The 26,549-nt window shown below is 52.6% G+C and carries 25 protein-coding genes, 1 tRNA gene and 1 pseudogene; 18 read left to right on the forward strand and 9 right to left on the reverse strand.

The genetic code is table 11. The features are described 5' to 3' along the window. The first annotated feature begins 2 nt into the window (after positions 1 to 2). The 4 genes from SOM82_RS04270 to SOM82_RS04285 are packed head-to-tail and all read left to right on the forward strand — an operon-like array spanning position 3 to position 4,969. The gene (locus SOM82_RS04270; RefSeq protein ID WP_320460254.1) at positions 3 to 1,517 is read left to right on the forward strand and encodes an ABC transporter substrate-binding protein; all 1,515 of its coding nucleotides are present in this window, start codon (positions 3 to 5) and stop codon (positions 1,515 to 1,517) included. 21 nt (positions 1,518 to 1,538) lie between these two features. Further along, positions 1,539 to 2,480, forward strand: coding sequence for an ABC transporter permease (locus SOM82_RS04275; protein ID WP_100777518.1), 942 nt, complete (start codon positions 1,539 to 1,541; stop codon positions 2,478 to 2,480). Positions 2,481 to 2,482: 2 nt separating this feature from the next. Further along, on the forward strand, positions 2,483 to 3,358 hold the full coding sequence (locus SOM82_RS04280; RefSeq protein ID WP_100777517.1) for an ABC transporter permease: 876 nt from the start codon (positions 2,483 to 2,485) through the stop codon (positions 3,356 to 3,358). A gap of 9 nt (positions 3,359 to 3,367) precedes the next feature. Then, on the forward strand, positions 3,368 to 4,969 hold the full coding sequence (locus tag SOM82_RS04285) for a gamma-glutamyltransferase family protein (protein ID WP_320460273.1): 1,602 nt from the start codon (positions 3,368 to 3,370) through the stop codon (positions 4,967 to 4,969). A gap of 40 nt (positions 4,970 to 5,009) precedes the next feature. On the opposite strand, the gene SOM82_RS04290 is transcribed toward SOM82_RS04285, so the two are convergent. After that, positions 5,010 to 5,780 (reverse strand): amidohydrolase, encoded by a 771-nt coding sequence (locus SOM82_RS04290; RefSeq protein ID WP_320460253.1) that lies wholly within the window; start codon positions 5,778 to 5,780, stop codon positions 5,010 to 5,012. 108 nt (positions 5,781 to 5,888) lie between these two features. Continuing rightward, on the reverse strand, positions 5,889 to 8,333 hold the full coding sequence (fadE, locus tag SOM82_RS04295) for an acyl-CoA dehydrogenase FadE (protein ID WP_320460252.1): 2,445 nt from the start codon (positions 8,331 to 8,333) through the stop codon (positions 5,889 to 5,891). A 361-nt stretch (positions 8,334 to 8,694) separates the two neighbouring features. Between fadE and lpcA the strand changes: the two genes are divergently transcribed. Both lpcA and SOM82_RS04305 read left to right on the forward strand, forming a co-directional pair. After that, entirely contained in the window at positions 8,695 to 9,273 is a 579-nt protein-coding gene (gene lpcA / locus SOM82_RS04300; protein WP_154127537.1) for a D-sedoheptulose 7-phosphate isomerase, read from the forward strand. 151 nt (positions 9,274 to 9,424) lie between these two features. Beyond that, a complete protein-coding gene (locus SOM82_RS04305; protein WP_320460251.1) occupies positions 9,425 to 10,192 on the forward strand; it encodes a class II glutamine amidotransferase in 768 nt (255 codons plus the stop codon). Here the strand turns inward: SOM82_RS04305 and dpaA are convergent. Beyond that, positions 10,163 to 10,903 (reverse strand): peptidoglycan meso-diaminopimelic acid protein amidase, encoded by a 741-nt coding sequence (gene dpaA, locus SOM82_RS04310; RefSeq protein ID WP_154127539.1) that lies wholly within the window; start codon positions 10,901 to 10,903, stop codon positions 10,163 to 10,165. The genes SOM82_RS04305 and dpaA overlap by 30 nt on opposite strands. 284 nt (positions 10,904 to 11,187) lie before the next feature. On the opposite strand from dpaA, the gene dinB reads away from it, so the two are divergent. Then, positions 11,188 to 12,246: a DNA polymerase IV gene (dinB, locus tag SOM82_RS04315; RefSeq protein WP_320460250.1), complete on the forward strand. Its 1,059-nt coding sequence runs from the start codon at positions 11,188 to 11,190 to the stop codon at positions 12,244 to 12,246. 387 nt (positions 12,247 to 12,633) lie between these two features. Here dinB and pepD read toward each other — a convergent pair whose 3' ends face one another. Beyond that, positions 12,634 to 14,091, reverse strand: a complete 1,458-nt coding sequence (pepD, locus tag SOM82_RS04320) for a cytosol nonspecific dipeptidase (protein WP_320460249.1) — start codon at positions 14,089 to 14,091, stop codon at positions 12,634 to 12,636. A 260-nt stretch (positions 14,092 to 14,351) separates the two neighbouring features. Between pepD and gpt the strand changes: the two genes are divergently transcribed. The 3 genes from gpt to crl all read left to right on the forward strand — a co-directional run bounded on the left by gpt (position 14,352) and on the right by crl (position 16,624). Beyond that, the gene (gene gpt, locus SOM82_RS04325; protein WP_154127541.1) at positions 14,352 to 14,810 is read left to right on the forward strand and encodes a xanthine phosphoribosyltransferase; all 459 of its coding nucleotides are present in this window, start codon (positions 14,352 to 14,354) and stop codon (positions 14,808 to 14,810) included. Between the two features lie 110 nt (positions 14,811 to 14,920). After that, positions 14,921 to 16,165 carry an esterase FrsA gene (frsA, locus tag SOM82_RS04330; RefSeq protein ID WP_320460248.1) on the forward strand — a complete coding sequence of 415 codons (1,245 nt, stop codon included), beginning with the start codon at positions 14,921 to 14,923 and terminating at the stop codon, positions 16,163 to 16,165. Between the two features lie 57 nt (positions 16,166 to 16,222). Beyond that, positions 16,223 to 16,624, forward strand: coding sequence for a sigma factor-binding protein Crl (gene crl / locus SOM82_RS04335; protein ID WP_154127543.1), 402 nt, complete (start codon positions 16,223 to 16,225; stop codon positions 16,622 to 16,624). 95 nt (positions 16,625 to 16,719) lie between these two features. On the opposite strand, the gene phoE is transcribed toward crl, so the two are convergent. Beyond that, on the reverse strand, positions 16,720 to 17,772 hold the full coding sequence (gene phoE / locus SOM82_RS04340; protein WP_154127544.1) for a phosphoporin PhoE: 1,053 nt from the start codon (positions 17,770 to 17,772) through the stop codon (positions 16,720 to 16,722). 305 nt (positions 17,773 to 18,077) lie between these two features. Here phoE and proB point away from each other — a divergent pair, with 305 nt between their 5' ends. The 4 genes from proB (at position 18,078) to SOM82_RS04360 (ending at position 21,343) form a co-directional block, all read left to right on the forward strand. Continuing rightward, positions 18,078 to 19,181, forward strand: a complete 1,104-nt coding sequence (proB, locus tag SOM82_RS04345; RefSeq protein WP_320460247.1) for a glutamate 5-kinase — start codon at positions 18,078 to 18,080, stop codon at positions 19,179 to 19,181. 10 nt (positions 19,182 to 19,191) lie between these two features. After that, positions 19,192 to 20,445, forward strand: coding sequence for a glutamate-5-semialdehyde dehydrogenase (proA, locus tag SOM82_RS04350; protein ID WP_320460246.1), 1,254 nt, complete (start codon positions 19,192 to 19,194; stop codon positions 20,443 to 20,445). A 112-nt stretch (positions 20,446 to 20,557) separates the two neighbouring features. After that, positions 20,558 to 20,633, forward strand: a tRNA-Thr gene (locus tag SOM82_RS04355). Between the two features lie 395 nt (positions 20,634 to 21,028). Then, positions 21,029 to 21,343, forward strand: a complete 315-nt coding sequence (locus SOM82_RS04360; protein WP_320460245.1) for a hypothetical protein — start codon at positions 21,029 to 21,031, stop codon at positions 21,341 to 21,343. On the opposite strand, the gene SOM82_RS04365 is transcribed toward SOM82_RS04360, so the two are convergent. Continuing rightward, positions 21,340 to 22,146 (reverse strand): DUF4225 domain-containing protein, encoded by an 807-nt coding sequence (locus SOM82_RS04365; RefSeq protein WP_320460244.1) that lies wholly within the window; start codon positions 22,144 to 22,146, stop codon positions 21,340 to 21,342. The genes SOM82_RS04360 and SOM82_RS04365 overlap by 4 nt on opposite strands. Before the next feature lie 403 nt (positions 22,147 to 22,549). On the opposite strand from SOM82_RS04365, the gene SOM82_RS04370 reads away from it, so the two are divergent. From SOM82_RS04370 to SOM82_RS04385, 4 genes are all read left to right on the forward strand, one after another. Next, positions 22,550 to 23,104, forward strand: a complete 555-nt coding sequence (locus tag SOM82_RS04370) for a type IV secretion protein Rhs (protein WP_320460243.1) — start codon at positions 22,550 to 22,552, stop codon at positions 23,102 to 23,104. After that, the gene (locus tag SOM82_RS04375) at positions 23,101 to 23,442 is read left to right on the forward strand and encodes a putative T6SS immunity periplasmic lipoprotein (protein WP_320460242.1); all 342 of its coding nucleotides are present in this window, start codon (positions 23,101 to 23,103) and stop codon (positions 23,440 to 23,442) included. Before SOM82_RS04370 ends, SOM82_RS04375 begins: the two co-directional genes overlap by 4 nt. A gap of 223 nt (positions 23,443 to 23,665) precedes the next feature. Continuing rightward, entirely contained in the window at positions 23,666 to 23,965 is a 300-nt protein-coding gene (locus SOM82_RS04380) for a type VI secretion system tube protein Hcp (protein WP_320460241.1), read from the forward strand. A 33-nt stretch (positions 23,966 to 23,998) separates the two neighbouring features. Beyond that, the gene (locus tag SOM82_RS04385; protein ID WP_320460240.1) at positions 23,999 to 24,313 is read left to right on the forward strand and encodes a hypothetical protein; all 315 of its coding nucleotides are present in this window, start codon (positions 23,999 to 24,001) and stop codon (positions 24,311 to 24,313) included. 584 nt (positions 24,314 to 24,897) lie between these two features. Here SOM82_RS04385 and SOM82_RS04390 read toward each other — a convergent pair. The 3 genes and pseudogenes from SOM82_RS04390 to SOM82_RS04400 all read right to left on the reverse strand — a co-directional run. After that, a pseudogene (locus SOM82_RS04390) lies at positions 24,898 to 25,124 on the reverse strand (aldo/keto reductase); the annotation flags it as partial. A gap of 60 nt (positions 25,125 to 25,184) precedes the next feature. Beyond that, complete coding sequence (locus tag SOM82_RS04395) at positions 25,185 to 25,475, reverse strand: putative quinol monooxygenase (RefSeq protein WP_320460272.1); 291 nt, start codon at positions 25,473 to 25,475, stop codon at positions 25,185 to 25,187. 16 nt (positions 25,476 to 25,491) lie between these two features. Beyond that, positions 25,492 to 26,493, reverse strand: coding sequence for a zinc-binding alcohol dehydrogenase family protein (locus SOM82_RS04400; protein ID WP_320460239.1), 1,002 nt, complete (start codon positions 26,491 to 26,493; stop codon positions 25,492 to 25,494). Between the last annotated feature and the right edge of the window lie 56 nt (positions 26,494 to 26,549).

Raw genomic sequence — 26,549 nt, forward strand, 5'->3', positions numbered from 1 at the left:
TAATGACAATGCGTAATTCTCTTTTGACCGTACTGGGAAGTGTTATTTTGCTTGGCGCGACGTTACCCGCGCACTCGGAAAGCGTTCTGCGAATTGGTCTGGGCGCCGATCCCGATATGCTCGATCCCCATCTGGCGCGCACCTACTATGGCCGCTTCGTCTTTGCCTCACTGTGCGATCGGCTGGTGGACGTGGATGAAAATCTGAAGGTCGTGCCAGGCCTGGCCAAAGACTGGTCCTGGAGCGAAGACAATAAAACCCTGACCATGAATCTGCGTGAGGGAGTGACCTTCCACGACGGTGAAAAGTTTGATGCCGAGGCCGCAAAGTACAACCTTGACCGCGCCCTGACGCTAAAAGGTTCGCTGCGTAAAAGCGAGATCTCATCCGTCGAATCAATAGAAGTGAAAAGCCCTACTCAAATTGCCATTCACCTGAAAACCCCGGATGCCGCACTGCTGATGCAGTTGACCGACCGTGCCGGGGCGATGATGGCGCCGGAAGCGGCCAAAAAACCAGATTTCGCGGCACACCCCGTCTGTTCAGGTCCTTATAAATTTGACAGCCGGGTCTCTCAGGACCGCATCGTTCTGAGCCGTTTCGACAACTACTGGAACAAAGACGCCTATCACTTCGACAAAATCATCTATCTGCCGATCCCGGATGCCTCGGTGCGTCTGGCAAACCTGCGTGCGGGTGATTTGGATCTGACTGAAGGCATCGCCGCCAGCGACGTCAAAACCGTAGAAGCCGACAGCAAACTGGCGCTGGCGAAAGTGACCGGCCTCGGTTATCAGGGGATCACCTTCAACATCAATAACGGTAAAGTTCCGGCCAACGATCCGTTCAAAGATGCGCGCGTGCGGGAAGCCTTCTCGCTGGCTATCGACCGCGACGCGCTGAATCAGGTGGTGTTCGAAGGTTTGTATACCCCGGCGAACCAGGCGTTTTCGCCGGTCAGCCCTTACCACGTCAAGGTGCCGGTTCCGCCCCGCGATGTGGAAAAATCGAAAGCCCTGCTAAAAGCGGCGGGCATTAACGCGCCGCTAACCGTCAATCTGCTGGTACCGAATAACCCAACGTCACAGCAGGTGGGTCAGGTGCTGCAGGCGATGGTCGCCGAGGCCGGATTTAACCTGAACCTGCAGATGACCGAATTCGCCACGCTGCTCGATCGCCAGCAGAGCGGCGATTATCAGCTGAGCTTCTCCGGCTGGTCAGGACGTCCGGATCCAGACGGTAGCATCTACGGTTTCATCAACAGCAAAGGCACGCTCAACGATGGTCGCTACAGCAATGCGCAGGTTGACGAATGGTTGACTCAGGCGCGTTTGAGCACCGATCCCGCCGCGCGCCAGCCGCTGTACAACAACGTGGTGAAACAGCTTCAGACCGATATGCCGATTGCCTATCTCTATTTCGAGCCGCGCATTTTTGGCCTGAACAAGAGCGTGAAGGGTTTCAAACCGTATCCGGATGGCATCGTGCGTCTGGCGGGTTTATCGCTGGCTAAGTAACTGAGGGCGTGAGGAGAAACCATGCTGGAACTGATTTGCAAACGCCTGTTGCTGGCGATCCCGACTCTGCTGCTGGTCAGTATGATGGTCTTTGGGCTACAGAAATTGCTGCCCGGCGATCCGCTGATTGCGATGGCGGGCGAAGAGCGCGATCCGGCGGTGATTGCCCAACTGCGCGCGGAACTGAATCTCGATGCGCCGCTGCCGGTGCAATATTTTGACTGGCTGACGCGCGCATTGCAGGGCGATCTTGGGGTCTCTTTACGCACTCATGAGCCGGTCACATCGCTGATTGCCAGCAAACTTCCGGTGACGATGGAGCTTTCACTACTGGCGATGATTATCGCGCTGGTATTCGGTATCAGCATGGGGATCCTCGCGGCGGTGAATAAAAACAGCTGGGTGGATCACGGGGCTAACTTTGTGGCGATCTCCGGGATCTCGATACCGCACTTTTGGTTAGGGATCTTGCTGATCCTGGTGTTCTCGGTGAATTTGCAGTGGCTGCCCGCGTCAGGCTATGTGCCGTTCAGCGAAGATCCGCTGCAAAACCTGCGTACGCTGCTGCTGCCTGCGTCGGTGCTCGGCACCGGGCTGGCGGCGACGCTGATGCGCCACACGCGGGCGTCGATGATTGCGGTGCTGAAAGCCGATTACATCCGCACCGCGCGGGCCAAGGGGCTGCTGCCGAAAGCGGTGATCCTCAAGCACGCGTTTCGCAACGCGCTGGTGCCGGTGATCACGCTCACCACGCTGCTGTTTGGCGAACTGCTGGGCGGCGCGGTGCTGACCGAGCAGGTCTTCACCATTCCGGGCTTTGGCAAAATGATCGTCGATTCGGTGTTTAACCGTGATTACGCGGTCGTGCAGGGCGTGGTGCTGATCGTGGCGATTGGCTTCCTGATGCTGAACCTGCTGGCTGACGTGCTCTACGTCCTCATCAACCCGAAAATGCGAGGTTAATCGTGGCTGAACTGACGACTCAAACCGTAGTACCTGCGCTGCCGCGCGCGCAAAACCGGGTGCTGAAGAAATTTCTCGCCAACAAAAGCGCCGTGATTGGCGCGGTAATTGTCGGCATCTTTGTGCTTATCGCTCTGATTGCGCCCTGGCTTGCGCCGTTTGATCCGGTCAAAGCCAACTTTCTGGCGGTGCGTAAACCGCCGTCGGAGCTCTACTGGTTTGGCACCGACGAGCTGGGCCGCGACATTCTTTCGCGCATCGTCTGGGGGGCGCGTACCTCTCTGATGGCGGGCTGTATGTCTGTGGTGATCGCGGTGGTGATTGGTGTGCCGCTGGGGCTGGTGGCGGGTTACTTCCAGGGGATCTGGGACGGCGTGATCTCGCGCTTTATTGAAGCACTGCTGGCCTGCCCGTTCCTGATCATGGCCATCGCGCTGGGGGCATTTTTAGGCCCGAGTCTGACCAACGCGATGATCGCCATTGGTCTGTCGGCGATGCCGATCTTTGCCCGTCTGACGCGCGGTCAGGTGATCGCCATACGCAACGAAGAGTACATCGACGGCGCAAAGGCGATTGGCCTGCCGGACCGCTGGATCATCGTGAAATATGTGCTGCCAAACGTGATGTCGCCGATTCTGGTGCAAGCCACGCTGGCGATTGCCTCTGCGATTATTGCCGAAGCGAGCCTGTCGTTTCTCGGTCTGGGGCAGCAGCCACCGAATCCGTCCTGGGGCTCGATGCTCAATACGGCAAAAGGTTTTCTGGAACAGGCGCCGTGGATGTCTGTTTTCCCTGGTATCGCCATTTTCCTTGCGGTACAGGGCTTTAATTTACTCGGTGACGGGCTGCGCGATGCGCTCGATCCGCGCCACGACTAAGGAGTCATGATGACCAAAGCGCTTGATTTTACTACCGGTTACGATTCACGACGCCCGCCGATGATGGGGCATAACGCGGTCGCCACTTCACAGCCGCTGGCGGCGCAGGCCGGGATGCGGATGTTACAGCTCGGCGGTAACGCCGTTGATGCCGCCATTGCCACTGCGATGGCGCTCACCGTGGTTGAGCCGACGGGCTGCGGTATCGGCAGTGACGCTTTTGCCATCGTCTGGGACGGTGAAAAGCTGCATGGTTTAAACGCTTCTGGCCGTTCACCTGCCAGCTGGCATGCGGATCTGTTTACCGGAAAAACCGCCGTGCCGGAGCTGGGCTGGGATGCGGTTACCGTTCCGGGAGCGGTCTCTGGCTGGGTGGCGCTGGCAGAGCGTTTCGGTACGCTGCCGCTGACCACGCTGGCACAGCCGGCGATTGAATATGCGCGTAACGGTTTTCCGGTATCGCCGCTGATTGGTCACCTTTGGCAGCGCGGTTATAACAAACTGAAAGACCAGCCGGGCTTTAGCGCCTGCTTTGCGCCAGAAGGCCGCGCACCGCGCATTGGCGAAATCTTCCGTAACCCGGCCCAGGCCAACTCCCTTGAGCTGATTGCCAAAACCAACGGCGAAGCCTTCTATCGCGGTGAGCTGGCGCAGAAAATCGCTGCCTTCGCCAAAGAGCACGGCGCGCATTTAACTGCGGACGATCTGGCGAATCATCGCGTGGACTGGGTGGAGCTGCTGTCGCGTGATTTCGCGGGTGGTTCGGTGCAGGAACTGCCGCCCAACGGGCAGGGGATCGCCACGCTTATCGCGCTGGGGATTCTGGAGCAGTGCGGAATTGAAAAACATCATCCGGACTCTGTGCAATCCCTGCATCTGTCCATTGAGGCGATGAAGCTGGCGCTGGCGGATCTCGATCGCTACGTGGCCGACGAAGAGCACATGGAGTTTGCCGCGAAAGAGTTGTTGAGTGACCACTATCTGAAATCGCGCGCGGCGCTGATCGATCAGGATAACGCGTCTGATTTCACCTACGGCGCACCGACGCAAAGCGGCACGGTTTACCTCTCTGCGGCGGACTCCAGCGGGATGATGATCTCCTTTATCCAGTCCAACTTTATGGGCTTTGGCTCAGGCGTGGTGGTTCCGGATACCGGTATCAGTCTGCAAAACCGCGGCTGCGGTTTTGTGCTCGATCCGAAACACCCGAACGCGCTGGCAGGGAGCAAACGTCCGTTCCACACCATTATCCCTGGCTTTGCGATGGATGGAGACGGCAAGCCGTTGATGTCATTTGGCGTCATGGGCGGCCCTATGCAGGCGCAAGGGCACATGCAAATGGCGCTGCGGATTATGCTCCACGGGCAAAACCCACAGGCAGCGATTGATGCCCCGCGCTGGCGCGTGGTACAAGGCAGGGAGGTGATCGTCGAATCGACCTTCGATCGCAATACCATTGCGGCGCTGCGCGAGCGCGGGCACCAGATTACGGTGGAAGATCCGTTGCAGGACTACAACTTCGGCGGTGCGCAGGTGATTTACCGTATGCCGGAAGGGCACTACGTTGCCGCAACCGAAAGCCGTAAAGACGGGCAGGCGCTGGTCAGTTAAAAATTAAGCCCGGCTGGCGTCACGCCACCGGGCTATTCATTTATCCGATGCTAAACGGATCCGCATCCTGCCAGGCAGGAAACTTCTCCCGATACTCTTTCAGTGCCGTCAGCGAAAGCTCGGCGTCAATACGCGTGGCCTGATGCGGCTCCGCGGTGGCAATAATTTCACCCTGCGGATTCACCACCCGGCTGTCACCGCGATAATGGTGACCATTGCTATCGGTTCCGACGCGATTACACCCGACAACATACGCCTGGTTTTCAATGGCGCGGGCCACCAGCAGTGCCTGCCAGTGCAGGGAGCGCGGAGCAGGCCAGTTAGCGACGTACAGCGCCAGATCGTAATCGTTGCGGTTACGGGACCAGACCGGGAAGCGCAGGTCGTAACAGACCAGTGGCAAAATCCGCCAGCCGCGCCACTCAAAGACCACGCGTTCGTTGCCCGCCTCGTAGTGATGATGCTCATCCGCCATGCGGAACAGATGACGTTTATCATAAAAATGCAGCGTGCCGTCCGGCTCAACCAGCAGGAAACGGTTCACCGGCCCGCGATCGGTCTGTAGCGCGGCGCTCCCGGCAATCAATGCGTTCGTCTGTTGAGCTTTCTTGTGCATCCAGGCAACCACCTCATTCTGCGGCAGGGATTGCTTTGCCGCCTCCATGGCGAATCCGGTGGTGAACATTTCTGGCAAAACAATCACATCGCGACCGACAATCTCTTCGAGCTGACGATCAAAGTGGCGCAGATTGGCGGGACCGTCCATCCACACCAGGGGTTGTTGTAAAAGGGTAATCTTCAAACCAGGCACAATAACGGCTCCTCGAAAGACGGCTTTTCATCACTGTAGCACGGGAAAAAGAGAAAATGTGGCAATAAAAAACCCCGCACATGGCGGGGTTGATGGAAGCGCTTTGGATCAGGCGGCTTCAGGTTTGCGGACTTTCTCCGGCAGCTTTACCGGCCTGGTCGCCAGCTCGTCGTGCTCGAAATCATCCACGTTGATACTGCGCAGACGGCTCTCTTCGGCCTTCACCAGCACAGCGGCTTCGTTCTGATCGATGATGCCACCCGCCAGCGCCTGTTTTGCCAGTTCATCGAGGCGAGTAAACGGCAGGTTTTTACCGAGCTGCTTGCAGATTTTCTGGTGAACCGGATCGGCGGCCATCACATCTAACAGCGCCTCTTCCAGCAAACCAACCGGGTTATGCTCGGTCGGCTTCAGATACTGACCACGCCCGATACGAGAACGCGTCGCACTCGGGATCTGCAGGATCTTCGCCACTTTATGATCCAGGATATCGGACGGCGCCAGGTGATGACGACCGGTCGGGAAGATCACCACGCGCAGGGCGCCTGCGACAAAGCGGTTCGGGAAGTTCGCCAGCAAATCGTCAATCGCCTGCTCTGCCTGATACAGGGCATCCTGCACGCCCCAGTGGACCAGCGGCAGATCCGCTTCATGACGGCCTTCATCGTCGTAACGCTTGAGGACCGCGGAGGCCAGGAAGATCTGACTCAACACGTCGCCAAGACGCGCTGAAATACGCTCGCGACGCTTCAGGCTACCGCCCAACACCGCCATGGAGATGTCTGAAAGCAGCGCCAGGTTAGCGCTCAGGCGGTTCAAATGCTGATAGTAGCGTTTGGTTGCATCACCGGTCGGCGTTGAGCTGGTCAAACCGCGGGTCAGACCCAGCCAGAAGCTGCGCATTTTGTTGCTGCCGACGTGGCCGATGTGTTTAAACAGCAGCTTGTCGAACGCATCCACGTCGTTGTTTTGTGCCGCCGCCATCTCCTCAAGCACATAAGGATGACAGCGAATCGCGCCCTGGCCAAAGATCATCATGCTACGGGTCAGGATGTTCGCGCCTTCAACGGTGATGGCAATCGGTGCGCCCTGATAGCCGCGCGCCAGGAAGTTGCCTTCACCCAGCATGATGCCTTTCCCGCCTGCAATATCCATTGCGTCAATGATTGACTGCTGCGCACGATGGGTACAGTGATACTTCACAATCGCTGACAGGACCGCCGGTTTTTCGCCCAGCATAATGCCGTAAGTAATCAGCGAGGCTGCGGCGTCCATGACATAGGCGTTGCCTGCGATACGCGCCAGCGGTTCTTCGATGCCTTCCATTTTACCGATGGAGATTTTGAACTGACGGCGGATATGGGCATACGCGCCGATACCCATGGCGACGGACTTCAGGCCGCCGGTAGAGTTTGACGGCAAGGTAATACCGCGACCGACCGACAGGCATTCAACCAGCATACGCCAGCCCTGACCGGCCATTTTTGGTCCACCGATGATGTAATCAATCGGCACGAAAATATCCTGACCGCGGGTTGGACCGTTCTGGAACGGGACGTTCAGCGGGAAGTGACGACGACCAATTTCGACGCCAGGCGTAGACGTTGGGATCAGCGCACAGGTGATGCCCAGATCTTCCTCATCGCCCAGCAGTTTTTCCGGGTCCGAGAGTTTAAATGCGAGGCCCAGCACGGTAGCGATAGGGGCCAGAGTGATATAGCGCTTGTTCCAGGTCAGACGCATGCCGAGCACCTGCTGGCCCTGCCATTCACCCATGCATACCACGCCGGTATCCGGGATAGCACCGGCATCAGAACCCGCTTCCGGGCTGGTCAATGCGAAGCACGGAATCTCCTGACCGCGAGCCAGACGCGGCAGATAGTGATCTTTTTGCTCTTCAGTGCCGTAGTGTTGCAGCAGTTCGCCCGGGCCTAAAGAGTTTGGCACGCCAACGGTGATCGCCAGAATGCCAGAGACACCTGCCAGCTTTTGCAGGACGCGAGCCTGAGCGTAAGCAGAGAACTCCAGACCGCCGTACTCTTTTTTGATGATCATCGCAAAGAAACGATGCTCTTTCAGGAAGGCCCACAGTTCCGGAGGCAGATCGGCCATTTCATGGGTGATCTGGAAATCGTTCGCCATCCGGCACGCTTCTTCAACCGGGCCATCAATAAAGGCTTGCTCTTCGGCGGTCAGACGCGGTTGCGGATAGTTGTGCAGTTTTTTCCAGTCCGGGTTGCCCTGGAACAGATCGCCTTCCCACCAGGTCGTACCGGCGTCAATCGCTTCTTTTTCCGTGCGTGACATCGGCGGCATCACTTTACGGAAGCCACGGAAGACGGGGGCGGAAATCATCGACTTACGCATCGCAGGCACGTTGAGCGGCAGCAGGATAATCGCCAGCGGCAGCACAACCCAGATATTCCACAAACCTGCGAGGCCAAGGGCCGCCGTCCAGGCGAGGAGTATCAGGCTACTCAGTAATAAATTAACGCGGTGATAAAACAACACACCGAGCAGAACAACGGTTGCGATAATGCTCAAAATCATCATAAAGAAAAGCTCCCTTGCTTGTAGGAGGTCTGACCACTTGTGATGATATGGTTGTAGTGGATGTTATTTCTTTTAGCAATGTATTCACAAAATAATTACAACCTGGTTCACATTGTTCAGGTATTCACAGGCACGAATCATCAAAACGCCGAAAGATCCATGGCCGGATAGCCGAAATCATTCGATTTGCAGCAAGGCTGCAAGCCCGAGAATCTCCGGGCGTTTATCTCAATAAGTGACTGGGGCGAGCAGGCGCAGCCAGAGCATATGCGACGTGAAGAATGACGGGTATAGCTTCTCGCTTTTCTCGCGATCCGGTACACTCCCTGTGTTATTTCATCAATACTGAAGGATTATCCTCATGTACCAGGATCTTATTCGTAACGAACTGAACGAAGCGGCGGAAACGCTGGCTAACTTTCTGAAAGATGAAGCCAATATTCACGCGATTCAGCGCGCGGCGGTTCTGCTGGCGGACAGCTTCAAAGCCGGTGGTAAAGTGATCTCTTGCGGTAACGGCGGCTCACACTGTGACGCCATGCACTTTGCCGAAGAGCTGACCGGACGCTATCGTGAAAACCGTCCGGGCTACCCGGCGATTGCGATTTCTGACGTTAGCCACATCTCCTGCGTGGGTAACGACTTCGGTTACGATCATATCTTCTCACGCTATGTTGAAGCTGTGGGTCGTGAAGGGGATGTCCTGCTCGGTATCTCGACGTCTGGCAATTCCGCTAACGTGATCAAAGCGATTGAAGCGGCGCGCGAAAAAGGCATGAAAGTCATCACCCTGACCGGTAAAGATGGCGGTAAAATGGCGGGCTCAGCGGATATCGAAATCCGTGTGCCGCATTTCGGTTACGCTGACCGCGTTCAGGAAATTCACATTAAAGTGATTCATATCCTGATTCAGCTGATTGAAAAAGAGATGGTTAAGTAAGAAGGCTATTTTATTTGCCATTTTGAATCCGGGCAGTGCTCGAAATCCTCACGTACTACGCGTACGCGCCGGTTTCTGTGCGCTGTCCGAAGCCAAACTGGCTGCAACAATTACGCCTTCCCGCTTTAAGGCGTTTTTGTGGAGGTGATGTATGTGCGAATTGCTCGGGATGAGCGCCAATGTGCCAACCGATATCTGCTTTAGTTTCACCGGGCTGGTGCAGCGCGGCGGAGGCACCGGTCCGCATAAAGACGGCTGGGGTATTACCTTCTACGAAGGCAAAGGTTGTCGCACGTTCAAAGATCCGCAACCCAGCTTCAACTCGCCCATCGCCAGACTGGTGCAGGATTACCCGATAAAATCGTGTTCGGTGATTGCTCATATTCGTCAGGCCAATCGCGGCGAGGTGGCGCTGGAGAATACCCATCCTTTCACCCGGGAGCTGTGGGGCCGTAACTGGACCTATGCGCATAACGGGCAACTGACCGGCTATAAAACACTGGAGACGGGCAATTTCCGTCCGGTGGGAGAAACCGACAGCGAAAAAGCCTTTTGCTGGCTGTTGCATAAGCTGACCGAACGTTATCCACGCACGCCGGGAAATATGGCAGCGGTGTTTAAGTACATCGGCTCGCTGGCGTGTGAGCTGCGTGATAAGGGCGTATTTAATATGCTGCTGTCGGATGGGCGCTATGTGATGGCGTTCTGCTCGACCAATCTTTTCTGGATCACCCGTCGCGCGCCGTTTGGCGTGGCAAAGTTGCTTGATCAGGACGTGGAGATTGATTTCCAGAAAGAGACCACACCCAATGATGTGGTCACGGTTATCGCCACTCAGCCGCTGACCGGCAATGAAACCTGGCAAAGGATTATGCCAGGTGAGTGGGTCTTATTTTGTCTCGGGAACCGCGTAATTTGACGCCAGCTGCGGGTGGACGACTTCATGACTCAGCGGTTTGCTGACGATGTAACGTCCATCCGCTACCGAAACGGTCGGTGGTTTGTGAGTCTGCTGGAAGTAGTCATAGCCGGGTTTGAGCTGTTTCCAGAAATCCGCGTAGGTCGAATACTTATGACGCTGCATATTGGCATCGGTCATGCGGAACGGATAGATGCTCACCTGAACCCCCGCCTGGCCGAAGACTAACGCGCCGGTCACGAACTGGAAAATCTCATCAATGCCGCTGTCGGTCATCGCATAGCAACCGACAGATACGCAGGCACCGTGAATCATCAGGTATTTACCGTCATAGCCGTGAGCACGATCAAAGGCATTCGGGAAGCCAATGTTGATCGCTTTATAAAAACGGCTGTCGGGTTTGAGCTGACTGCGCTGAATGGTGTAGAACCCTTCAGGACTTTTAAAATCACCCTGACGTTGCTTCGGGCCTAACCCACCGGAATAGTTACAAATTTTGTAGCTATCAAGTAGCTGATATGTCTCGCCCATTTTCACAAACAGATCGAGCGTGCGTTCTTCCTTGAAGATCTGAATATAGACCGGTGATCCCATCAACTGCTGTTTATATTCTTTGCTGACCGGCGTAGTGGAACTGTTGCTGCCAAGCAGCCCAGCAAATGACACACACGGTATTAGAAGCATCGCAATGAATAATGCGATTTTACGCATACTACTTGTTCCTTGATAAAGCTAAAGCCAACTTGCCAGGACGGCAAAAGAGACCCGAAATCAGAATTTTCTGTATTAGGAGCGCTCACATTAGCATCGCTGCATTTTTTCGCAAGAGTGAACGAATGAGTTTACAAAATAGTTTTCCGTTATAAAGCATCTCTGTGTGAATGAATGTAAGAACTTTGCGAAACAGTGCGCAATTCAGACTCACAATAATAACAAGGGCTTCTCAATTCTGCTTTTTTCACTGTATACTTATCCAGTAAAGAGTGAGGCTCAGTATGCGCAAAATAATCCATGTCGATATGGACTGCTTTTTTGCCGCCGTAGAGATGCGAGACAACCCGACTTTGCGGGACGTCCCCATTGCGATTGGCGGTAGCCGCGTAAAACGTGGCGTGATCAGCACCGCTAACTACCCGGCGCGCAAATTTGGCGTGCGCAGCGCCATGCCCACGGCGATGGCGCTCAAGCTCTGCCCTCATCTCATCCTGTTACCCGGCCGTTTTGATGCTTATAAAGAGGCCTCGGTTCATATTCGGGAAATCTTCTCTCGCTATACCTCGCTCATCGAGCCGCTGTCTCTGGACGAAGCGTATCTTGACGTGACGGACAGTGTGCATTGCCATGGCTCCGCCACGCTGATGGCGCAGGAAATCCGCCAGACCATTTCCGATGAACTGAACCTGACGGCCTCCGCCGGTATCGCACCGGTAAAATTTCTGGCAAAAATCGCCTCTGACTTAAATAAGCCCAATGGTCAGTTCGTGATTACGCCAGACGATGTTCCGATATTTTTGAAGACCCTGCCGCTTGGCAAAATCCCCGGCGTGGGTAAAGTTTCAGCCGCGAAGCTGGAAAGCCTGGGGTTACGCACCTGCGAAGATGTGCAGAACAGCGATCTGGCAATGCTGCTTAAGCGTTTTGGCAAATTTGGGCGCGTGCTGTGGGAGCGTAGTCAGGGGATTGACGAGCGCAGTATCAACAGCGAACGCTTGCGCAAATCAGTGGGAGTGGAACGCACGCTGGCTGAGGACATCCACGACTGGCACGACTGCGAAACTATTATCGTCGAGCAGCTCTACCCCGAGCTGGAGCGGCGGCTGGCAAAAGTGAAGCCAGATCTCCTCATTGCGCGCCAGGGAGTTAAGCTGAAGTTTAACGACTTCCAGCAGACAACCCAGGAGCATGTCTGGCCGCGGCTGAATAAAGACGACCTGATTGTGACCGCAAGGAAAGCCTGGCAGGAACGGCGCGCGGGCCGGGGAGTGCGGCTGGTGGGATTACATGTCACCTTGCTTGATCCGCAGCTTGAGCGACAGCTGGTGCTGGGGTTATAAAAAAGCCCGGTAGCGCTACGCTTACCGGGCCTGCATTTTGGCTCCCTCCCCCTGTGGGAGAGGGCAGGGGTGAGGGCATCAAACCGCACAGAATAAAAGCAAAACGGTAACCTGAGTTACCGTTTCTAGTGTTTTCTCCCTCTCCCTGTGGGAGAGGGCAGGGGTGAGGGCATCAAACCGCACAGAATAAAAGCAAAACGGTAACCTGAGTTACCGTTTCTAGTGTTTTCTCCCTCTCCCTGTGGGAGAGGGCAGGGGTGAGGGCATCAAACCGCACAGAATAAAAGCAAAACGGTAACCTGAGTTACCGTTTCTAGTGTTTTCTCCCTCTCCCCGTGGGAGAGGGCTGGGGTGAGGGCATCAAACCGCACCCACCCCAGTAGCGACTTACTTCGCCGGAATGGATTTCAGCAGTTCGGTCAGCAGCGTCCAGTAGTGGCCCACGCTTTCGATATGGACTTGCTCATCCGGAGAGTGTGGACCGGTAATGGTTGGCCCGATGGAAACCATGTCCATGTCAGGATACGGTTTTTTGAAAAGACCGCACTCCAGACCTGCGTGGATCACCTGAATGTTCGGGGTGCTATTGAACAGACGCTGATAAGTTTCACGCACCAGCGCCATCACCGGAGAAGAGGCATCTGGCTGCCAGCCAGGATAGCTGCCTTTCGCGGAGGTTTTCGCGCCAGACAGTTTGCCCAGTGACTCCAGCATGCTCACGACGTACTCTTTACCGCTGTCGATCAGAGATCGGATCAGGCAGATGATTTCCGCGCTGTCGTCGCTCATAGTGACAACGCCCACGTTCAGGGACGTTTCCACCACGCCTTTCGCCACGTCGGAGTTGCGAATCACACCGTTTGGCGTGGCATTCAGCAACTGCACAAAGCTGTCGCGAGAGTGTGCTGTCAGCGCGGCTTTATCGCTGGAGACGGCTTCCAGAACCACGGTCAGGTTTTTCTCTTTCACTGACAGCTCGTTTTTCAGGATATCCAGATAAACGTTCGCCAGGTTTTTCAGCTCGTCGGCTTTATCTGCGGCAACGGCAACGGTAGCGAAGGCTTCACGCGGAATCGCGTTACGCAGCGTACCACCGTTGAAATCAACCAGACGCAGATCCAGTTCAGCCGCATGGCCTGCCAGGAAACGGGCCAGCAGTTTGTTGGCGTTACCCAGACCTAAATGAATATCGCCGCCGGAGTGGCCGCCTTTCAGGCCTTTCAGCGTCAGTTTGAAGGTCTGGAATCCAGCAGGAACCGCTTCACGGGTCAGTGGCAGGGTAGTGATGAAATCAATCCCCCCGGCACAACCCATATAGATCTCACCTTCTTCTTCGGAGTCGGTGTTGATCAGGATATCCGCCTGCAGCCAGTTCGCCTGCAGACCGAATGCGCCGTCCATACCTGCTTCTTCTGTCATGGTCAGCAGGACTTCCAGCGGACCATGTTCAACGCGATCATCAGCCAGCACCGCCAGCGCAGATGCCATTCCGATGCCGTTATCGGCGCCCAGCGTGGTGCCGCGTGCTTTTACCCATTCACCGTCGATATATGGCTGAATAGGGTCTTTAGTGAAATCGTGTTCAGTATCGTTGTTCTTCTGCGGAACCATGTCCAGGTGTGCCTGCAGCACAACCGGTTTGCGGTTTTCCATTCCTGCGGTGGCCGCTTTACGAAGCAGAATATTGCCAATTTGGTCACGCTCAGCGTGCAGGCCTTTTTCCTTCGCCCAGTCCATAATATGTTCGGCAAGTTGTTCTTCATGATAGGACGGGTGGGGAATGGAACAGATTTTGGCAAAAATATCCCACAGCGGCTGTGGAGATAATTGAGACAGTTCAGACACGATAAGTCTCCTTGTCGTGGCGCTGCAAACAAGCTTGCAGGTCACAGGGTTAGCAGGTTGATAGTCAGCACAAGTCAGGCTTGCGAGATAAGGTTGAGAATACCACTTTCTCCGTTTGCTGCTAGCATAAAGCAAGTAAAAACTCCGGCTGGCGGCGCTAAACACTGGTTTTTAGTGCGTCAGATCTCTATAATCTCGCGCAACCTATTTCCCCCTCGAACACTTTTTAAGCCGTATATAAACAGGCTGGGACACTTCACATGAGCGAAAAATACGTCGTCACCTGGGACATGTTGCAGATTCACGCACGCAAACTGGCAGCACGTCTGATGCCTTCTGAACAGTGGAAAGGCATCATCGCCGTGAGCCGTGGCGGTCTGGTACCGGGAGCGCTGCTGGCTCGTGAGCTGGGTATTCGTCATGTCGATACCGTTTGCATCTCCAGCTATGACCACGACAATCAACGTGAGCTGACCGTGCTGAAGCGCGCCGAAGGCGACGGTGAAGGTTTTATCGTCATTGACGATCTGGTGGACACCGGCGGCACTGCCGTTGCGATCCGCGACATGTATCCAAAAGCGCATTTCGTCACTATCTTCGCTAAACCAGCTGGTCGCCCGCTGGTTGATGATTACGTGATTGATATCCCGCAGGATACCTGGATTGAACAGCCGTGGGATATGGGCGTGGTCTTTGTACCGCCAATTTCTGGCCGTTAATACCGTAACGAAATTATTTTTTAACGCCCGGTGATGCCGGGCGTTGTTTTTTTTAGCCTGCCTCGCGTTACAATGGCCTTTATGTGACGTATTCATGGAGGCCGCGCGCAATGACCCAGGCGAATCTTAGCGAAACGCTGTTCAAACCCCGTTTCAAGCATCCGGAAACGTCGACGCTAGTGCGTCGTTTTAATCCGGGCACTCAGCCTGCTGTCCAGTCCGCCCTGGACGGCAAAAATATTCCTCACTGGTACCGCATGATTAATCGTCTGATGTGGATTTGGCGTGGCATCGATGCCCGTGAAATCCTCGAGGTGCAGGCGCGTATCGTGATGAGCGAGGCCGATCGTACCGACAGCGATCTTTACGATACGGTGGTAGGTTATCGCGGTGGCAACTGGATCTACGAATGGGCCACGCAGGCGATGCTCTGGCAGCAAAAGGCCAGTCAGGAACAGGACCAAACGCTGAGTGGCCAGCACTGGCTGCACGCTGCAAACCTTTATAGTATCGCCGCCTACCCCCATCTGAAGGGGGATGAACTGGCTGAACAAGCGCAGGCGCTGGCGAATCGCGCTTACGAAGAAGCGGCACAGCGTCTGCCCTGCAACATGCGTGAGATTGAATTCACCATCCCGGGCGGCGCGCCCGTCAGCGGTTTTTTGCACATGCCTCCTGGCGATGGCCCGTTCCCGACGGTGCTGATGTGCGGTGGCTTAGACTCCCTGCAAATTGACTACTACAGCCTGTTTGAACGCTATTTTGCACCAAAAGGGATCGCGATGCTGACGCTGGACATGCCGTCCATCGGCTTTTCTTCGAAGTGGAAACTGACACAAGATTCCAGCTTACTGCACCAGCACGCACTGAAGGCGCTGGAGAATATTCCCTGGGTTGATCACACCCGCGTGGCCGCCTTTGGTTTCCGTTTTGGCGCCAACGTGGCGGTACGACTGGCGTATCTGGAGTCGTCGCGCCTGAAAGCGGTGGCCTGTCTGGGGCCGGTGGTTCATGCGCTGCTCAGCGATCCAACTCGTCAGGGGAGCGTTCCAGAGATGTATTTAGACGTGCTGGCGAGCCGCCTTGGCATGCATGATGCATCAGATGAAGCGCTACGCGTTGAGCTCAATCGCTATTCCCTAAAAACGCAGGGTCTGCTGGGACGTCGCTGTCCCACGCCGATGCTGTCAGGATACTGGAAAAACGATCCTTTCAGCCCGGAAGAGGAGTCCCGCTTAATCACATCGTCATCTTCGGATGGCAAGCTGCTCGAGATACCGTTTAGTCCGGTGTATCAGAATTTTGACAAGGCATTGAAAGAGATTACACGCTGGATCGACCAGAGATTGTGTTAATAGATTGCTAAATTTTGATGGTTTGGTAAAACAGTGGCTTCACAAAAGGAGATCGCAATGACGTTACCGAGTGGACACCCGAAAAGTAGACTGATTAAGAAGTTCATGGCTCTTGGCCCGTATATCCGAGAAGAGCAGTGTGAAGAGAATCGCTTTTTTTTCGACTGCCTGGCTGTTTGCGTCAACGTGAAGCCTGCACCCGAAAAACGTGAATTCTGGGGCTGGTGGATGGAAATGGAAGCGGAAGAGAAACGCTTTACTTACAGCTATCACTTTGGTTTGTTTAACAAAGATGGACACTGGGAAGCGACGACGATTAAAGATCAAGAAGTGATTGATCGCCTTGAGCAGACTCTGCGTGGCTTCCACGACAGAGCGCGCGATCTACTGGCAACGTTAGAACTGAAACTCGAACCTGCCGATAACTTCACCGATCAGACCGTTAAGCTCACCGCTTAACGCGTCAAACGGGCAGGAAGCCATCTTCATCAGGTAACTGCCACAGACAATAAAAAACCCGCTGCTTGCGCAACGGGTTTTTTTATTTGCCATTATCAGAACTGATAGGTCATTCCAAGGGCGACGATATCATCGCTGCTTACGCCCAGTTTGTTATCATCATCAATCTGGTTGATTTTATAATCAACAAACGCCGACATATTTTTGTTGAAATAATAGGTCGCGCCCACATCGATGTATTTCACCAGATCTTCATCGCCGATGCCTTCAATATCCTTACCTTTCGACTGGACATAACCCACGGACGGACGCAGGCCGAAATCAAACTGATATTGCGCCACCACTTCAAAGTTCTGCGATTTATTCGCAAAGCCACCCGAGATTGGGGTCATATTACGGGTTTCGGAATACATCGCCGCCAGGTAAATATCGTTCGCATCATATTTCAGACCGGTTGCCCAGGCTTCGGCTTTTTTACCTTCACCGCGTGCCAGCAGGTTCTGTTCGTTAGTCCGGTCAGAGTTGGTATAGGCACCGCTGACGGCAAAATCACTACCACCAAAATCATAGGTCAAAGAGGTCCCGAAGCCGTCGCCATTCTGTTTCTTCGCTTCGCGATTTTCATTTTTACCCTGATATTGCAGAGTCATGTCCAGGCCATCAATCGCGCCAAAGAAGTCGGTGTTGCGGTAGGTGGCGAGGCCGGTGGCACGTTTGGTCATGAAGTTATCGGTTTGCGCCGAAGAGTCGCCGCCGAATTCCGGGAACATATCGGTCCAGGCTTCGACGTCGTACAGCGCACCCAGGTTACGACCGTAGTCGAAGGAGCCGATATCTTTCAGCTTCAGGCCGGCAAAGGCCAGACGGGTTTTCTGGGAGGAGTCGCTCTCCGCTTTGTTGCCGGAGAATTCTGCTTCCCAACGACCGTAGCCGGTCAGCTGATCGTTAATCTGGGTTTCGCCTTTAAAGCCGAAACGCACATAAGTCTGGTCGCCGTCTTTAGCATCGTCATCGCTGAGATAATGCATGGCTTTTACTTTTCCGTACACGTCGAGCTTATTACCGTTTTTATTATAAACTTCGGCTGCATGTACAGATGCGGAAGCAACAACGCCCATTACCACTAATGCCAGAGTGCTCTTTTTCATTTTCAATCCTGATGTTTTTAAAACGCGCTAATATTCGCTGAGTAATAAGATTCGGTTTATTACCCCGTGAAAAACAGGAAGGGTTTTATCGTTCTCGGGTGAACGTTTTATGACAATCTAAGAATATGTTTAAAAAAGTCTGATTTATTTTTTCAGTCATGAAAGTGTCAAAATATGCCGCTACGCTTCCTGATCCCGCGCAACAAAGTGTTCGCCTTTGTGCTCTGGCTGTTGGCAACGGCGCTGAGTCCTGTTAAAACGTCTGATTAACATCATTTTCCCTTATTGTTGAATGGCAGAGAATCATGAGTGACAGCCAGACGCTGGTGGTAAAACTTGGTACCAGTGTTTTAACCGGCGGATCGCGCCGCCTAAATCGCGCCCATATTGTTGAACTTGTACGCCAGTGCGCACAGCTTCATGCCGCAGGTCACCGTATTGTGATTGTTACCTCCGGGGCGATTGCCGCCGGGCGTGAACATCTGGGCTACCCCGAGCTGCCCGCGACGATCGCCTCCAAACAGCTGCTGGCCGCCGTCGGGCAAAGCCGACTGATTCAACTGTGGGAACAGCTGTTCTCTATCTATGGCATTCATGTCGGGCAGATGCTGCTGACGCGCGCGGATATGGAAGATCGTGAACGCTTCCTGAACGCGCGCGACACTCTGCGCGCGCTGCTGGATAACAACATCGTTCCGGTGATCAACGAGAACGATGCCGTCGCGACGGCGGAGATCAAAGTCGGCGACAACGATAACCTCTCCGCACTGGCGGCTATTCTTGCCGGTGCCGATAAACTGCTGCTGCTCACCGATCAGCAGGGGCTGTTTACTGCCGACCCGCGTAATAACCCAGAGGCGCAGCTGATTAAAGATGTGCACGGCATTGATGACGCACTTCGCGCTATTGCCGGAGACAGCGTTTCCGGGCTGGGCACCGGTGGTATGGGAACAAAATTGCAGGCCGCAGACGTCGCCTGTCGTGCGGGAATCGACACCATCATCGCCGCAGGCAGCCGCCCTGGCGTGATTGGCGATGTCATGGAAGGCATTTCGGTAGGCACGCGCTTCCATGCCGGGTCATCCCCACTGGAAAACCGCAAGCGCTGGATCTTTGGCGCGCCTCCGGCAGGTGAAATCACCGTCGATGAAGGCGCGACAGCGGCAATTCTGGAAAGAGGTAGTTCATTACTTCCAAAAGGAATTAAAAACGTGACAGGTAACTTCTCTCGTGGTGAAGTGATTCGTATCTGTAATCTCGAAGGCCGCGATATTGCCCACGGCGTAAGCCGCTATAACAGCGACGCGCTACGCCGCATTGCGGGCCATCACTCACAGCAAATCGACGCCATTCTGGGCTACGAATATGGCCCGGTTGCTGTGCATCGTGACGATATGATCATTCGCTAAGGAGCCAAACATGCTGGAACAAATGGGCGCCGCTGCGAAAGCCGCCTCTTACAAACTGGCGCTCCTTTCCAGCCGCGAGAAAAATCGCGTTCTGGAAAAAATCGCTGACTATCTGGAAGAACAATCCCATCAAATTTTGCTCGCCAACGAGCAGGATTTAGCGGATGCGCGTCAGAACGGCCTGAGCGAAGCGATGCTCGACCGCCTGGCGCTGAATCCTGCGCGTCTCAAGGGTATTGCCGACGACGTGCGTCAGGTCTGCAAACTGGCCGATCCGGTTGGACAGGTGATCGACGGCGGTCTGCTGGACAGCGGCCTGCGTATCGAACGCCGCCGCGTTCCGCTTGGCGTTATCGGTGTCATTTATGAAGCCCGTCCGAACGTCACCGTGGATGTGGCTTCGCTGTGTCTGAAGACCGGTAACGCGGCTATTTTACGTGGCGGCAAAGAGACATGGCGCACCAATGCGGCAACCGTCAGAGTGATTCAACAGGCGCTGGAAGAGTGCGGTCTGCCTGCGGGCGCGGTTCAGGCCATCGAAAGCCCGGATCGTGCGCTGGTCAATGAAATGCTGCGGATGGATAAGTATATCGACATGCTGATCCCGCGCGGTGGCGCTGGCTTGCATAAGCTGTGCCGCGAGCAATCGACCATTCCGGTGATCACCGGCGGGATCGGGGTTTGCCATATCGTCGTGGATGAAAGCGCCGAGATCGCCCCTGCGCTGCAGATTATCGTCAACGCCAAAACCCAGCGGCCAAGTACCTGTAATACTGTTGAAACGTTGCTGGTCCATCAGGGTATTGCGGACACCTTCTTACCTGCGTTGAGCAAACAGATGGCAGAAAGTGGTGTAACGCTGCATGCGGACGAAAGCGCACTCGCCCGCCTGAAAGATGGCCCGGCTAAGGTTGAGGCCGTCAAAGCGGAACAGTACGACGACGAATATCTGTCGCTGGATCTTAACGTGAAAGTGGTTGCCGATCTGGACGATGCCATCGCGCATATTCGCGCGCACGGAACGCAGCATTCTGACGCGATCCTGACCCGCACACTGCGCAATGCCGATCGCTTTATCAATGAAGTGGATTCGTCTGCGGTTTATGTCAACGCATCAACTCGCTTCACTGACGGCGGACAGTTTGGCCTGGGCGCGGAAGTGGCGGTGAGCACGCAAAAGCTGCACGCCCGCGGCCCGATGGGACTGGAAGCGCTGACCACCTACAAGTGGATCGGCTTTGGCGATGATACGATTCGTGCGTAAATGAAAGCAGGGTGATGCAAAAATAGCCGTTTGATTCACAAGGCCATTGACGCATCGCCCTGTTAGTTTTAACCTTTTGCCCCGTGGTTACGCTCGTAACCGGCCTCTCAGGGCCGATATAGCTCAGTTGGTAGAGCAGCGCATTCGTAATGCGAAGGTCGTAGGTTCGACTCCTATTATCGGCACCATTTCTAACGTCTGATTTAACACACCTTCAAATAGAAATTTTGTTCTCTTTTACGATCTTTCATTAGCCAACAGTCGTTGCCAGGATTAACAGAGTCATATAAGGGATTAGCACGTTGATTGCTGTCAGTACATGAAATAAGCAGGTTTATACTTTTCCTCCTGCGGATTTCCCGTCCTGATAAACTCCACTTCTGACGTCACTTTGATGGTTTCGTTGCGAATATTTTTTATAACTGCCTGGATTTTATAGCTTAAGTTGTAGTATGTCTATTAAGCGTAATCTTTCAGAATCGGAGAAGCTGTATTATCTGGAAGGAATGTAAAATCATGAGTATGATCGTATACACAGTCAGGGCCAGGAAGCCTCTTGGGTATAAGAAAAGGACAGCGAAATATGAATGTGACAGATGATGCTTTATTACGTTCCGGTTTTACTCAATCTGATTTACAGAAGATAAAAAACAACGTCGAAAGTTATGGTGGGACGTTGGAAGAAGCGATTCAGGATCTTGCTAATCGATTCAGAGTTGTTTTATGGATAACGTCTGCTTGCTTGATGGCTTTGATCATTTTGCTGCTATTTGCTGCTAAAGAAACTATAGTTGGCGGTGGAATATCTATTTTAATCGCAATAGTCATCGTTGTATTTATTCAACCGCCAGTCCTTTCCTACAAATCGTGGCGGTTCTGGAGAAAACATAGTGACTAAGTGTTGTCTTTTTCAGTGGAAAGTAGGTCAAATATCACTTTAGCCTTGAGTCCATAACCAACAATTTTCATTGTTAACTTGGGGCGGTTCATTGTATCAACCTTGCGATAGTAATCACGAGGGATCCATTTAAAAAGCCTCCAGGTACCCGGTTTCCTTACTATTCCGAATATACTATAAATACTTGCACTCAAAGTAAGAGTATTATTAAGAGCCAGGCCTGTTTCACGTTTGAATCCCATAAAGCTAGCCGCTTCCATAGCACCATCAGCGACAAATCCTTCCGTTTTCGATTGTCGTCCATAGATGCTATGAATAATTTCTTTAGATAGCTCATTGATTCCGTCCGTTACCAAAATTGCGCCAGCCAGCATACCTACAGGAGTCATTGTCGAAACCATCAAGGCACCACCAACAATAGCTATTCCAGATACCACAATATGTACAGCAGAAATCATATAACCGACAATCTTATTATTTTCTCGTACGAATTCAACCTGAGCATATAACGTGGCTGCTTTCGTTCTTAGCAGACGATCTTGTTCCTGGAGGTTTTCAGTTTCCGTTCTTAGATTTTTAATGCATGCCATGCATTCTTCATCAGATTTTGCTCGTCGTGCTGCAGCGAATTCTTCCTCAACAGCCTGTTTTACTTCATTTACAAACTTAATTCGTGTGAGGCTATCATGCAGATGAAATGCCGACAGCCTGTTTGCCGTTTCGATGAGTTTCCTGGCTTCCAGATTCACCATAGTATCTGACCAGGTTCTGTTCCATCCTCTGTTAAGCAGTGCGATATCCATAAAGCCTCCAGTCCCTAATGTGTCTGACAATTTTACGTGCTTTACAGCCAGGTGAAATAAGAAATGCTTTCCCAAATTCTGATTTTGCCAGGAATTTGCACATAACGGTTGTGTCGTACGAAGCGATATTAATATTTCAGGTAATTAGGCGGATGACGGCCATTGGATTTAGGCTGCAACCATTGAGCTGGGTTTTGATATTCAAAATGAAATCCTGATAAACTTCACTGTCTGACATAACCCTGATGAAATCGCTACGCCCCGTTTTTTTCTTTACGACTGACGGAGCTTTATGGTTTCTATTGCCTAAAACCAGAACTTTCTCGGAATAAATCTTTCTCTCTGTCTGGATGCGTAGGAGTACGATCAACCATCAAATCATTATAGATCAGAGGGATTTTGAATGCCTGTTAACGAGAGGATCAGAGCAACATCTGGAACAATGATTCATCCTGGCGGCGTGAGACTGCTAACGCTTGGTGAGATAGCATTAGCAACATCCCTTTATGGGTATGGCCTCAGATATAATAAAATTTGGTTACATCGGGAAAGCTACTTACCGTTTAACCTACAGCCTATTGATGTTGCTATGAGTCCAAACGGTGAAATGTGGTTTAGGGAAGATACCTATTCGCATGATTTCTCTATGGAGGCTGACGTACAGAAGAAACATAGATTCATGCACGAAATGATGCACGTTTGGCAAGCACAATACGGCATGTTTGTAAGAACAAGAGGGTTATTTTCCCGCTTCGCTGATTACAGTTTAGATAAAGCTTACATTCGTCATTATAGTTTAGAACAACAAGCCTCTTTGGTTAGCGACTATTGGTTATTGAAAACTTACGGCTTTAGAAATTACATGTATCTTCCTGCACTTCGAAATTATGATCCTAAAGAGTCTGTTTATTCATTACTTCAAAGATACAGGAGTGTGATGAAAGGATTTCCAGCATGAAGAGATTAACTATTCTACCTGTAATTTTCCTTCTTTCCGGTTGCCCTGGCGGTAATCCTGCACCACATCCACGAGCTACTTTTATAAATGGCGATCATCTTTGTTTCAGTGTAGATAAAGAAGATGTATTGAATTATTACACTGTTGATGCAAGTGAAAACGGTAAAATACAAACTGTGGTTAGCTCCGGTTATAATAAATTAAGTTCATCATATCCTGATAACTGCATGGATGTTAAGTGGAAGAGTAATCAAACTTATGTGATCAATTATGGATTGAATGATAAGAAATACGTTCACGAGTTTTTTATTGACAGCAATGGAAAGTTAACCAAATAGGGGATCAGAAAGTCATTGCCTGCTTATTTATTCCTGTACGATGAAAATGGAATGCAAATTGTCGGTGAATGTATGGCGTTAGACCGTGTGGGTGCAATCGAGATAATGAACAGTAGCTATGGTGTCAGGCAACATGTAGATAGTTGTACAGGAAGCATGACAGGGGGCGCGTATGCATGAGCCTGTTACTATCCACAAACAGTGAGATAAGGTTAGCCCCTATTTGGCTATCGCGGTATATGAAGGACGACGCTTACAGAAAGCAGTAATCAAATATTATGAAATAATGGAGGCCGGTATAGAAACAGAGGTTTATAATATCACTCTGGAAAGTGTTGTTATTTCTTCTGTCGATTTCTCACATATGTATTATCCTGGTAGTACAACTCCGAATATGCACGAGGTGGTGGGGCTTAGATTCCGTGGGATTGAATGGAATTATGTCAAAGGGAATATTAAATATGATGATGCATGGATGACGCAAAAGAAACACAAGCCGCACAATAATGGATCAGGAGCGTAATGCCTCTTGGGTGTAAGAAAAGGACAGCGAGGTATGAATGTGACAGACGATGCTTCATTACTTTCCGGTTTTACTCAATCTGATTTACAGAAGATAAAAAATAACGTCGAAAGTTATGGTGGGACGTTGGAAGAAGCGATTCAGGATCTAGCTAATTGTTTCAGAATTCTTCTTTGGGTGTTTTTGGGTTGCATCGCAATGTTTATTTGGATGCTTTTTTCCAATGAAAGAGATTATGTTATATCAACGGGAACTGGATTATCTATCGCAATGCTGATTGCTGTTTTCGTGCAACCGCCAGTCCTTTCCTGGAAATCCTGGCGGTTCTTGAGAATGCATAAGTTTTAGTCAGTTTTACTATTACAAGTATCCCCGCAAAGCGAACCATTCATTTAGAGCGCTCCCGGCATACATGACCATGTTCCCTGACTTATGCCCCTTTGATCACCGCTTCGAAGTCTGCTCCGCTTAAATCCGGGGAGGCACAAAGCATATCCCTGGCCAGCGCACGCCTGCGATTCAGCAGTAAATCCAGTGTTTCCTCAAAGGTTGTAATCTCGCTGTCTCTTACTGTCGGATAATACACATACACATCTTTTGTCTGGCCGCTAGATGGGAATGATGATGTGTGGGAAAAATACGCCTGATGACTCGAGAAAAAAAGTGTTTTTGCTCAATTAATAAGAAAATTCTTACGCATTAATTTGCATTGTGAAACAGGGTTTTATGTTTTTATCTTATGATTTTAAAGGTTTTTATTGGAAAAAATGTTTTGTCAGAAAGCGAAACAAAAAACGGTTTTTTGAAATTATTTGTTACACATGTTATGTGTGAGATTCACTCCCGAGAGAAAGAGGTTATTCTCTCGGAGAGGAAAACGTTAGGGTGTTAGCACTTAGCCATCCATGGGAGCGCTGGAATACCCATCGCACGCCATGCACATCACTATAAAATTGGTCAATCCAACAGAGATCAACATAGTCCGGCTGCAGGCGATTCACGGAGCGCCCGAACAGAGCTTTAGCCCCGTCGTAACAGGTGTCCTTTAGCCACCGTTTGGTCGTCACAAAGCGTTCATCTGGTGCGCATCCGTCATCTGAAATACGCCAAAGTCCAGCAGGGGCATTTCGATACCCTTATTCAAAGTGACTGTTTGCAATCAAAGAGCGCGAAGATGAGTAAAGCGTGGCAGGCCCTGCCACGCTTTGATGTCATCCGTTCAGGGTTCAACCGCCGTCAGATAGTCCAGCCGAAGCGGCTCCGCCAGTAATTCATTCATCTGCAAGATAAAGGTCTGGAAATGGGGCAGCGCGATGTGCGCATCCAGTCCCTGCTGGCCTCGCCAGGCTTCTCGAACATAAAAAATGTCCGGGGTGTCACGCAGTTGAAACAGCTGGTACTCAACGTTACCTGGCTCCTGGCGGGTGGGCAGTAACAGCGCCTGCAGGGCCGCTTTCAGCGCATCTCGCTTACCAGGTTTTGCTTTCAGTACCGCAATAATGGAGATGATGTCAGAAGATGCCATCTCAGAACCCCTCCAGCACAATCTTGCCGACCGCGCGCCCGGTCTCAAGCTGGGCATGTGCTTTCTGCAGGTTGGCCGCAGTAATGGTGCCGTAATGTTCGCCCAGAGTGGTGGTAATAATCTGCTCGTCAATCAGCGTGGCAACGCGGGTCAGAAGCTGATGCTGGGCGATCATATCGCTCGTTTCAAACATGGAGCGGGTAAACATAAATTCCCAGTGCAGGGAAATACTTTTTGCTTTCAGCGGGCGAGCATCCAGCGTCTCGGGATCGTCAATCAAAGCAAGCTTTCCCTGCGGCGCCAGCGCTTTGATGATCTCCGCGTAATGCTCTGCAGTGCTGTTCAGGCTGGCGACGTGGGTCACTTCCTTGATTCCCACCGCAGCCAGTTCTTCCGACAGCGGCTTGCTGTGATCGATAACATAATGCGCCCCCGCCTCCCGCACCCACTTCTGGCTTTCAGGGCGCGACGCCGTACCGACAACGGTCATTTTCGTCAGCTTCCGCGCCAGCTGGACCAGGATCGACCCAACCCCGCCGGCGGCGCCGACAATCAGAAGCGTATCGCCTTCGTTGCCTTGCTCCTGAATGCCGAGGCGATCGAACAGCATCTCCCAGGCAGTGATCGCCGTTAACGGCATCGCAGCCGCCGCGGCGTTATCCAGCGTTTTAGGCTTCAGGGCCACAATACGCTCGTCCACCAGTTGATACTCACTGTTGCTGCCCGCCCGGCCCAGCGCCCCGGCATACCACACCTCATCCCCGGGAGCAAAGAGGGTGACGGCCTCGCCAACGGAGGATACTACTCCCACAGCATCCCAGCCCAGAATGCGAGGCGTATCGCCTGCAAATCCGGCGCGAACTTTGGTATCAACAGGGTTAACAGAGATGGCTTTCACTTCAATCAGCAGATCGTGCCCTGCCGCCGTCGGCTGTGGCAGTTCAATCTCTTGTAGGGCGTCGATGTTGCATGGTGCAGAACGGCTAATGGCAATGGCTTTCATAATCTCTCCGGCTTTTTATCATTTATGTCGTGATAAATTGATGGTAAAGCGAAGCT

It is taken from the genome of Lelliottia sp. CFBP8978, from assembly GCF_034046055.2.
GTDB lineage: Bacteria > Pseudomonadota > Gammaproteobacteria > Enterobacterales > Enterobacteriaceae > Enterobacter.

What these genes read in the sequence shown, in the direction of transcription:
- SOM82_RS04285 (WP_320460273.1), top strand. Translation starts at nt 3,368, where the DNA reads ATGACCAAAGCGCTTGATTTTACTACCGGTTACGATTCACGACGCCCG.
- SOM82_RS04275 (WP_100777518.1), top strand. Translation starts at nt 1,539, where the DNA reads ATGCTGGAACTGATTTGCAAACGCCTGTTGCTGGCGATCCCGACTCTG.
- frsA (WP_320460248.1), top strand. Translation starts at nt 14,921, where the DNA reads ATGACCCAGGCGAATCTTAGCGAAACGCTGTTCAAACCCCGTTTCAAG.
- SOM82_RS04400 (WP_320460239.1), bottom strand. Translation starts at nt 26,493, where the DNA reads ATGAAAGCCATTGCCATTAGCCGTTCTGCACCATGCAACATCGACGCC.
- SOM82_RS04305 (WP_320460251.1), top strand. Translation starts at nt 9,425, where the DNA reads ATGTGCGAATTGCTCGGGATGAGCGCCAATGTGCCAACCGATATCTGC.
- dpaA (WP_154127539.1), bottom strand. Translation starts at nt 10,903, where the DNA reads ATGCGTAAAATCGCATTATTCATTGCGATGCTTCTAATACCGTGTGTG.
- SOM82_RS04365 (WP_320460244.1), bottom strand. Translation starts at nt 22,146, where the DNA reads ATGGATATCGCACTGCTTAACAGAGGATGGAACAGAACCTGGTCAGAT.
- SOM82_RS04360 (WP_320460245.1), top strand. Translation starts at nt 21,029, where the DNA reads ATGAATGTGACAGATGATGCTTTATTACGTTCCGGTTTTACTCAATCT.
- fadE (WP_320460252.1), bottom strand. Translation starts at nt 8,333, where the DNA reads ATGATGATTTTGAGCATTATCGCAACCGTTGTTCTGCTCGGTGTGTTG.
- lpcA (WP_154127537.1), top strand. Translation starts at nt 8,695, where the DNA reads ATGTACCAGGATCTTATTCGTAACGAACTGAACGAAGCGGCGGAAACG.
- SOM82_RS04370 (WP_320460243.1), top strand. Translation starts at nt 22,550, where the DNA reads ATGCCTGTTAACGAGAGGATCAGAGCAACATCTGGAACAATGATTCAT.
- SOM82_RS04375 (WP_320460242.1), top strand. Translation starts at nt 23,101, where the DNA reads ATGAAGAGATTAACTATTCTACCTGTAATTTTCCTTCTTTCCGGTTGC.
- phoE (WP_154127544.1), bottom strand. Translation starts at nt 17,772, where the DNA reads ATGAAAAAGAGCACTCTGGCATTAGTGGTAATGGGCGTTGTTGCTTCC.
- crl (WP_154127543.1), top strand. Translation starts at nt 16,223, where the DNA reads ATGACGTTACCGAGTGGACACCCGAAAAGTAGACTGATTAAGAAGTTC.
- proA (WP_320460246.1), top strand. Translation starts at nt 19,192, where the DNA reads ATGCTGGAACAAATGGGCGCCGCTGCGAAAGCCGCCTCTTACAAACTG.
- SOM82_RS04385 (WP_320460240.1), top strand. Translation starts at nt 23,999, where the DNA reads ATGAATGTGACAGACGATGCTTCATTACTTTCCGGTTTTACTCAATCT.
- dinB (WP_320460250.1), top strand. Translation starts at nt 11,188, where the DNA reads ATGCGCAAAATAATCCATGTCGATATGGACTGCTTTTTTGCCGCCGTA.
- SOM82_RS04270 (WP_320460254.1), top strand. Translation starts at nt 3, where the DNA reads ATGACAATGCGTAATTCTCTTTTGACCGTACTGGGAAGTGTTATTTTG.
- proB (WP_320460247.1), top strand. Translation starts at nt 18,078, where the DNA reads ATGAGTGACAGCCAGACGCTGGTGGTAAAACTTGGTACCAGTGTTTTA.
- gpt (WP_154127541.1), top strand. Translation starts at nt 14,352, where the DNA reads ATGAGCGAAAAATACGTCGTCACCTGGGACATGTTGCAGATTCACGCA.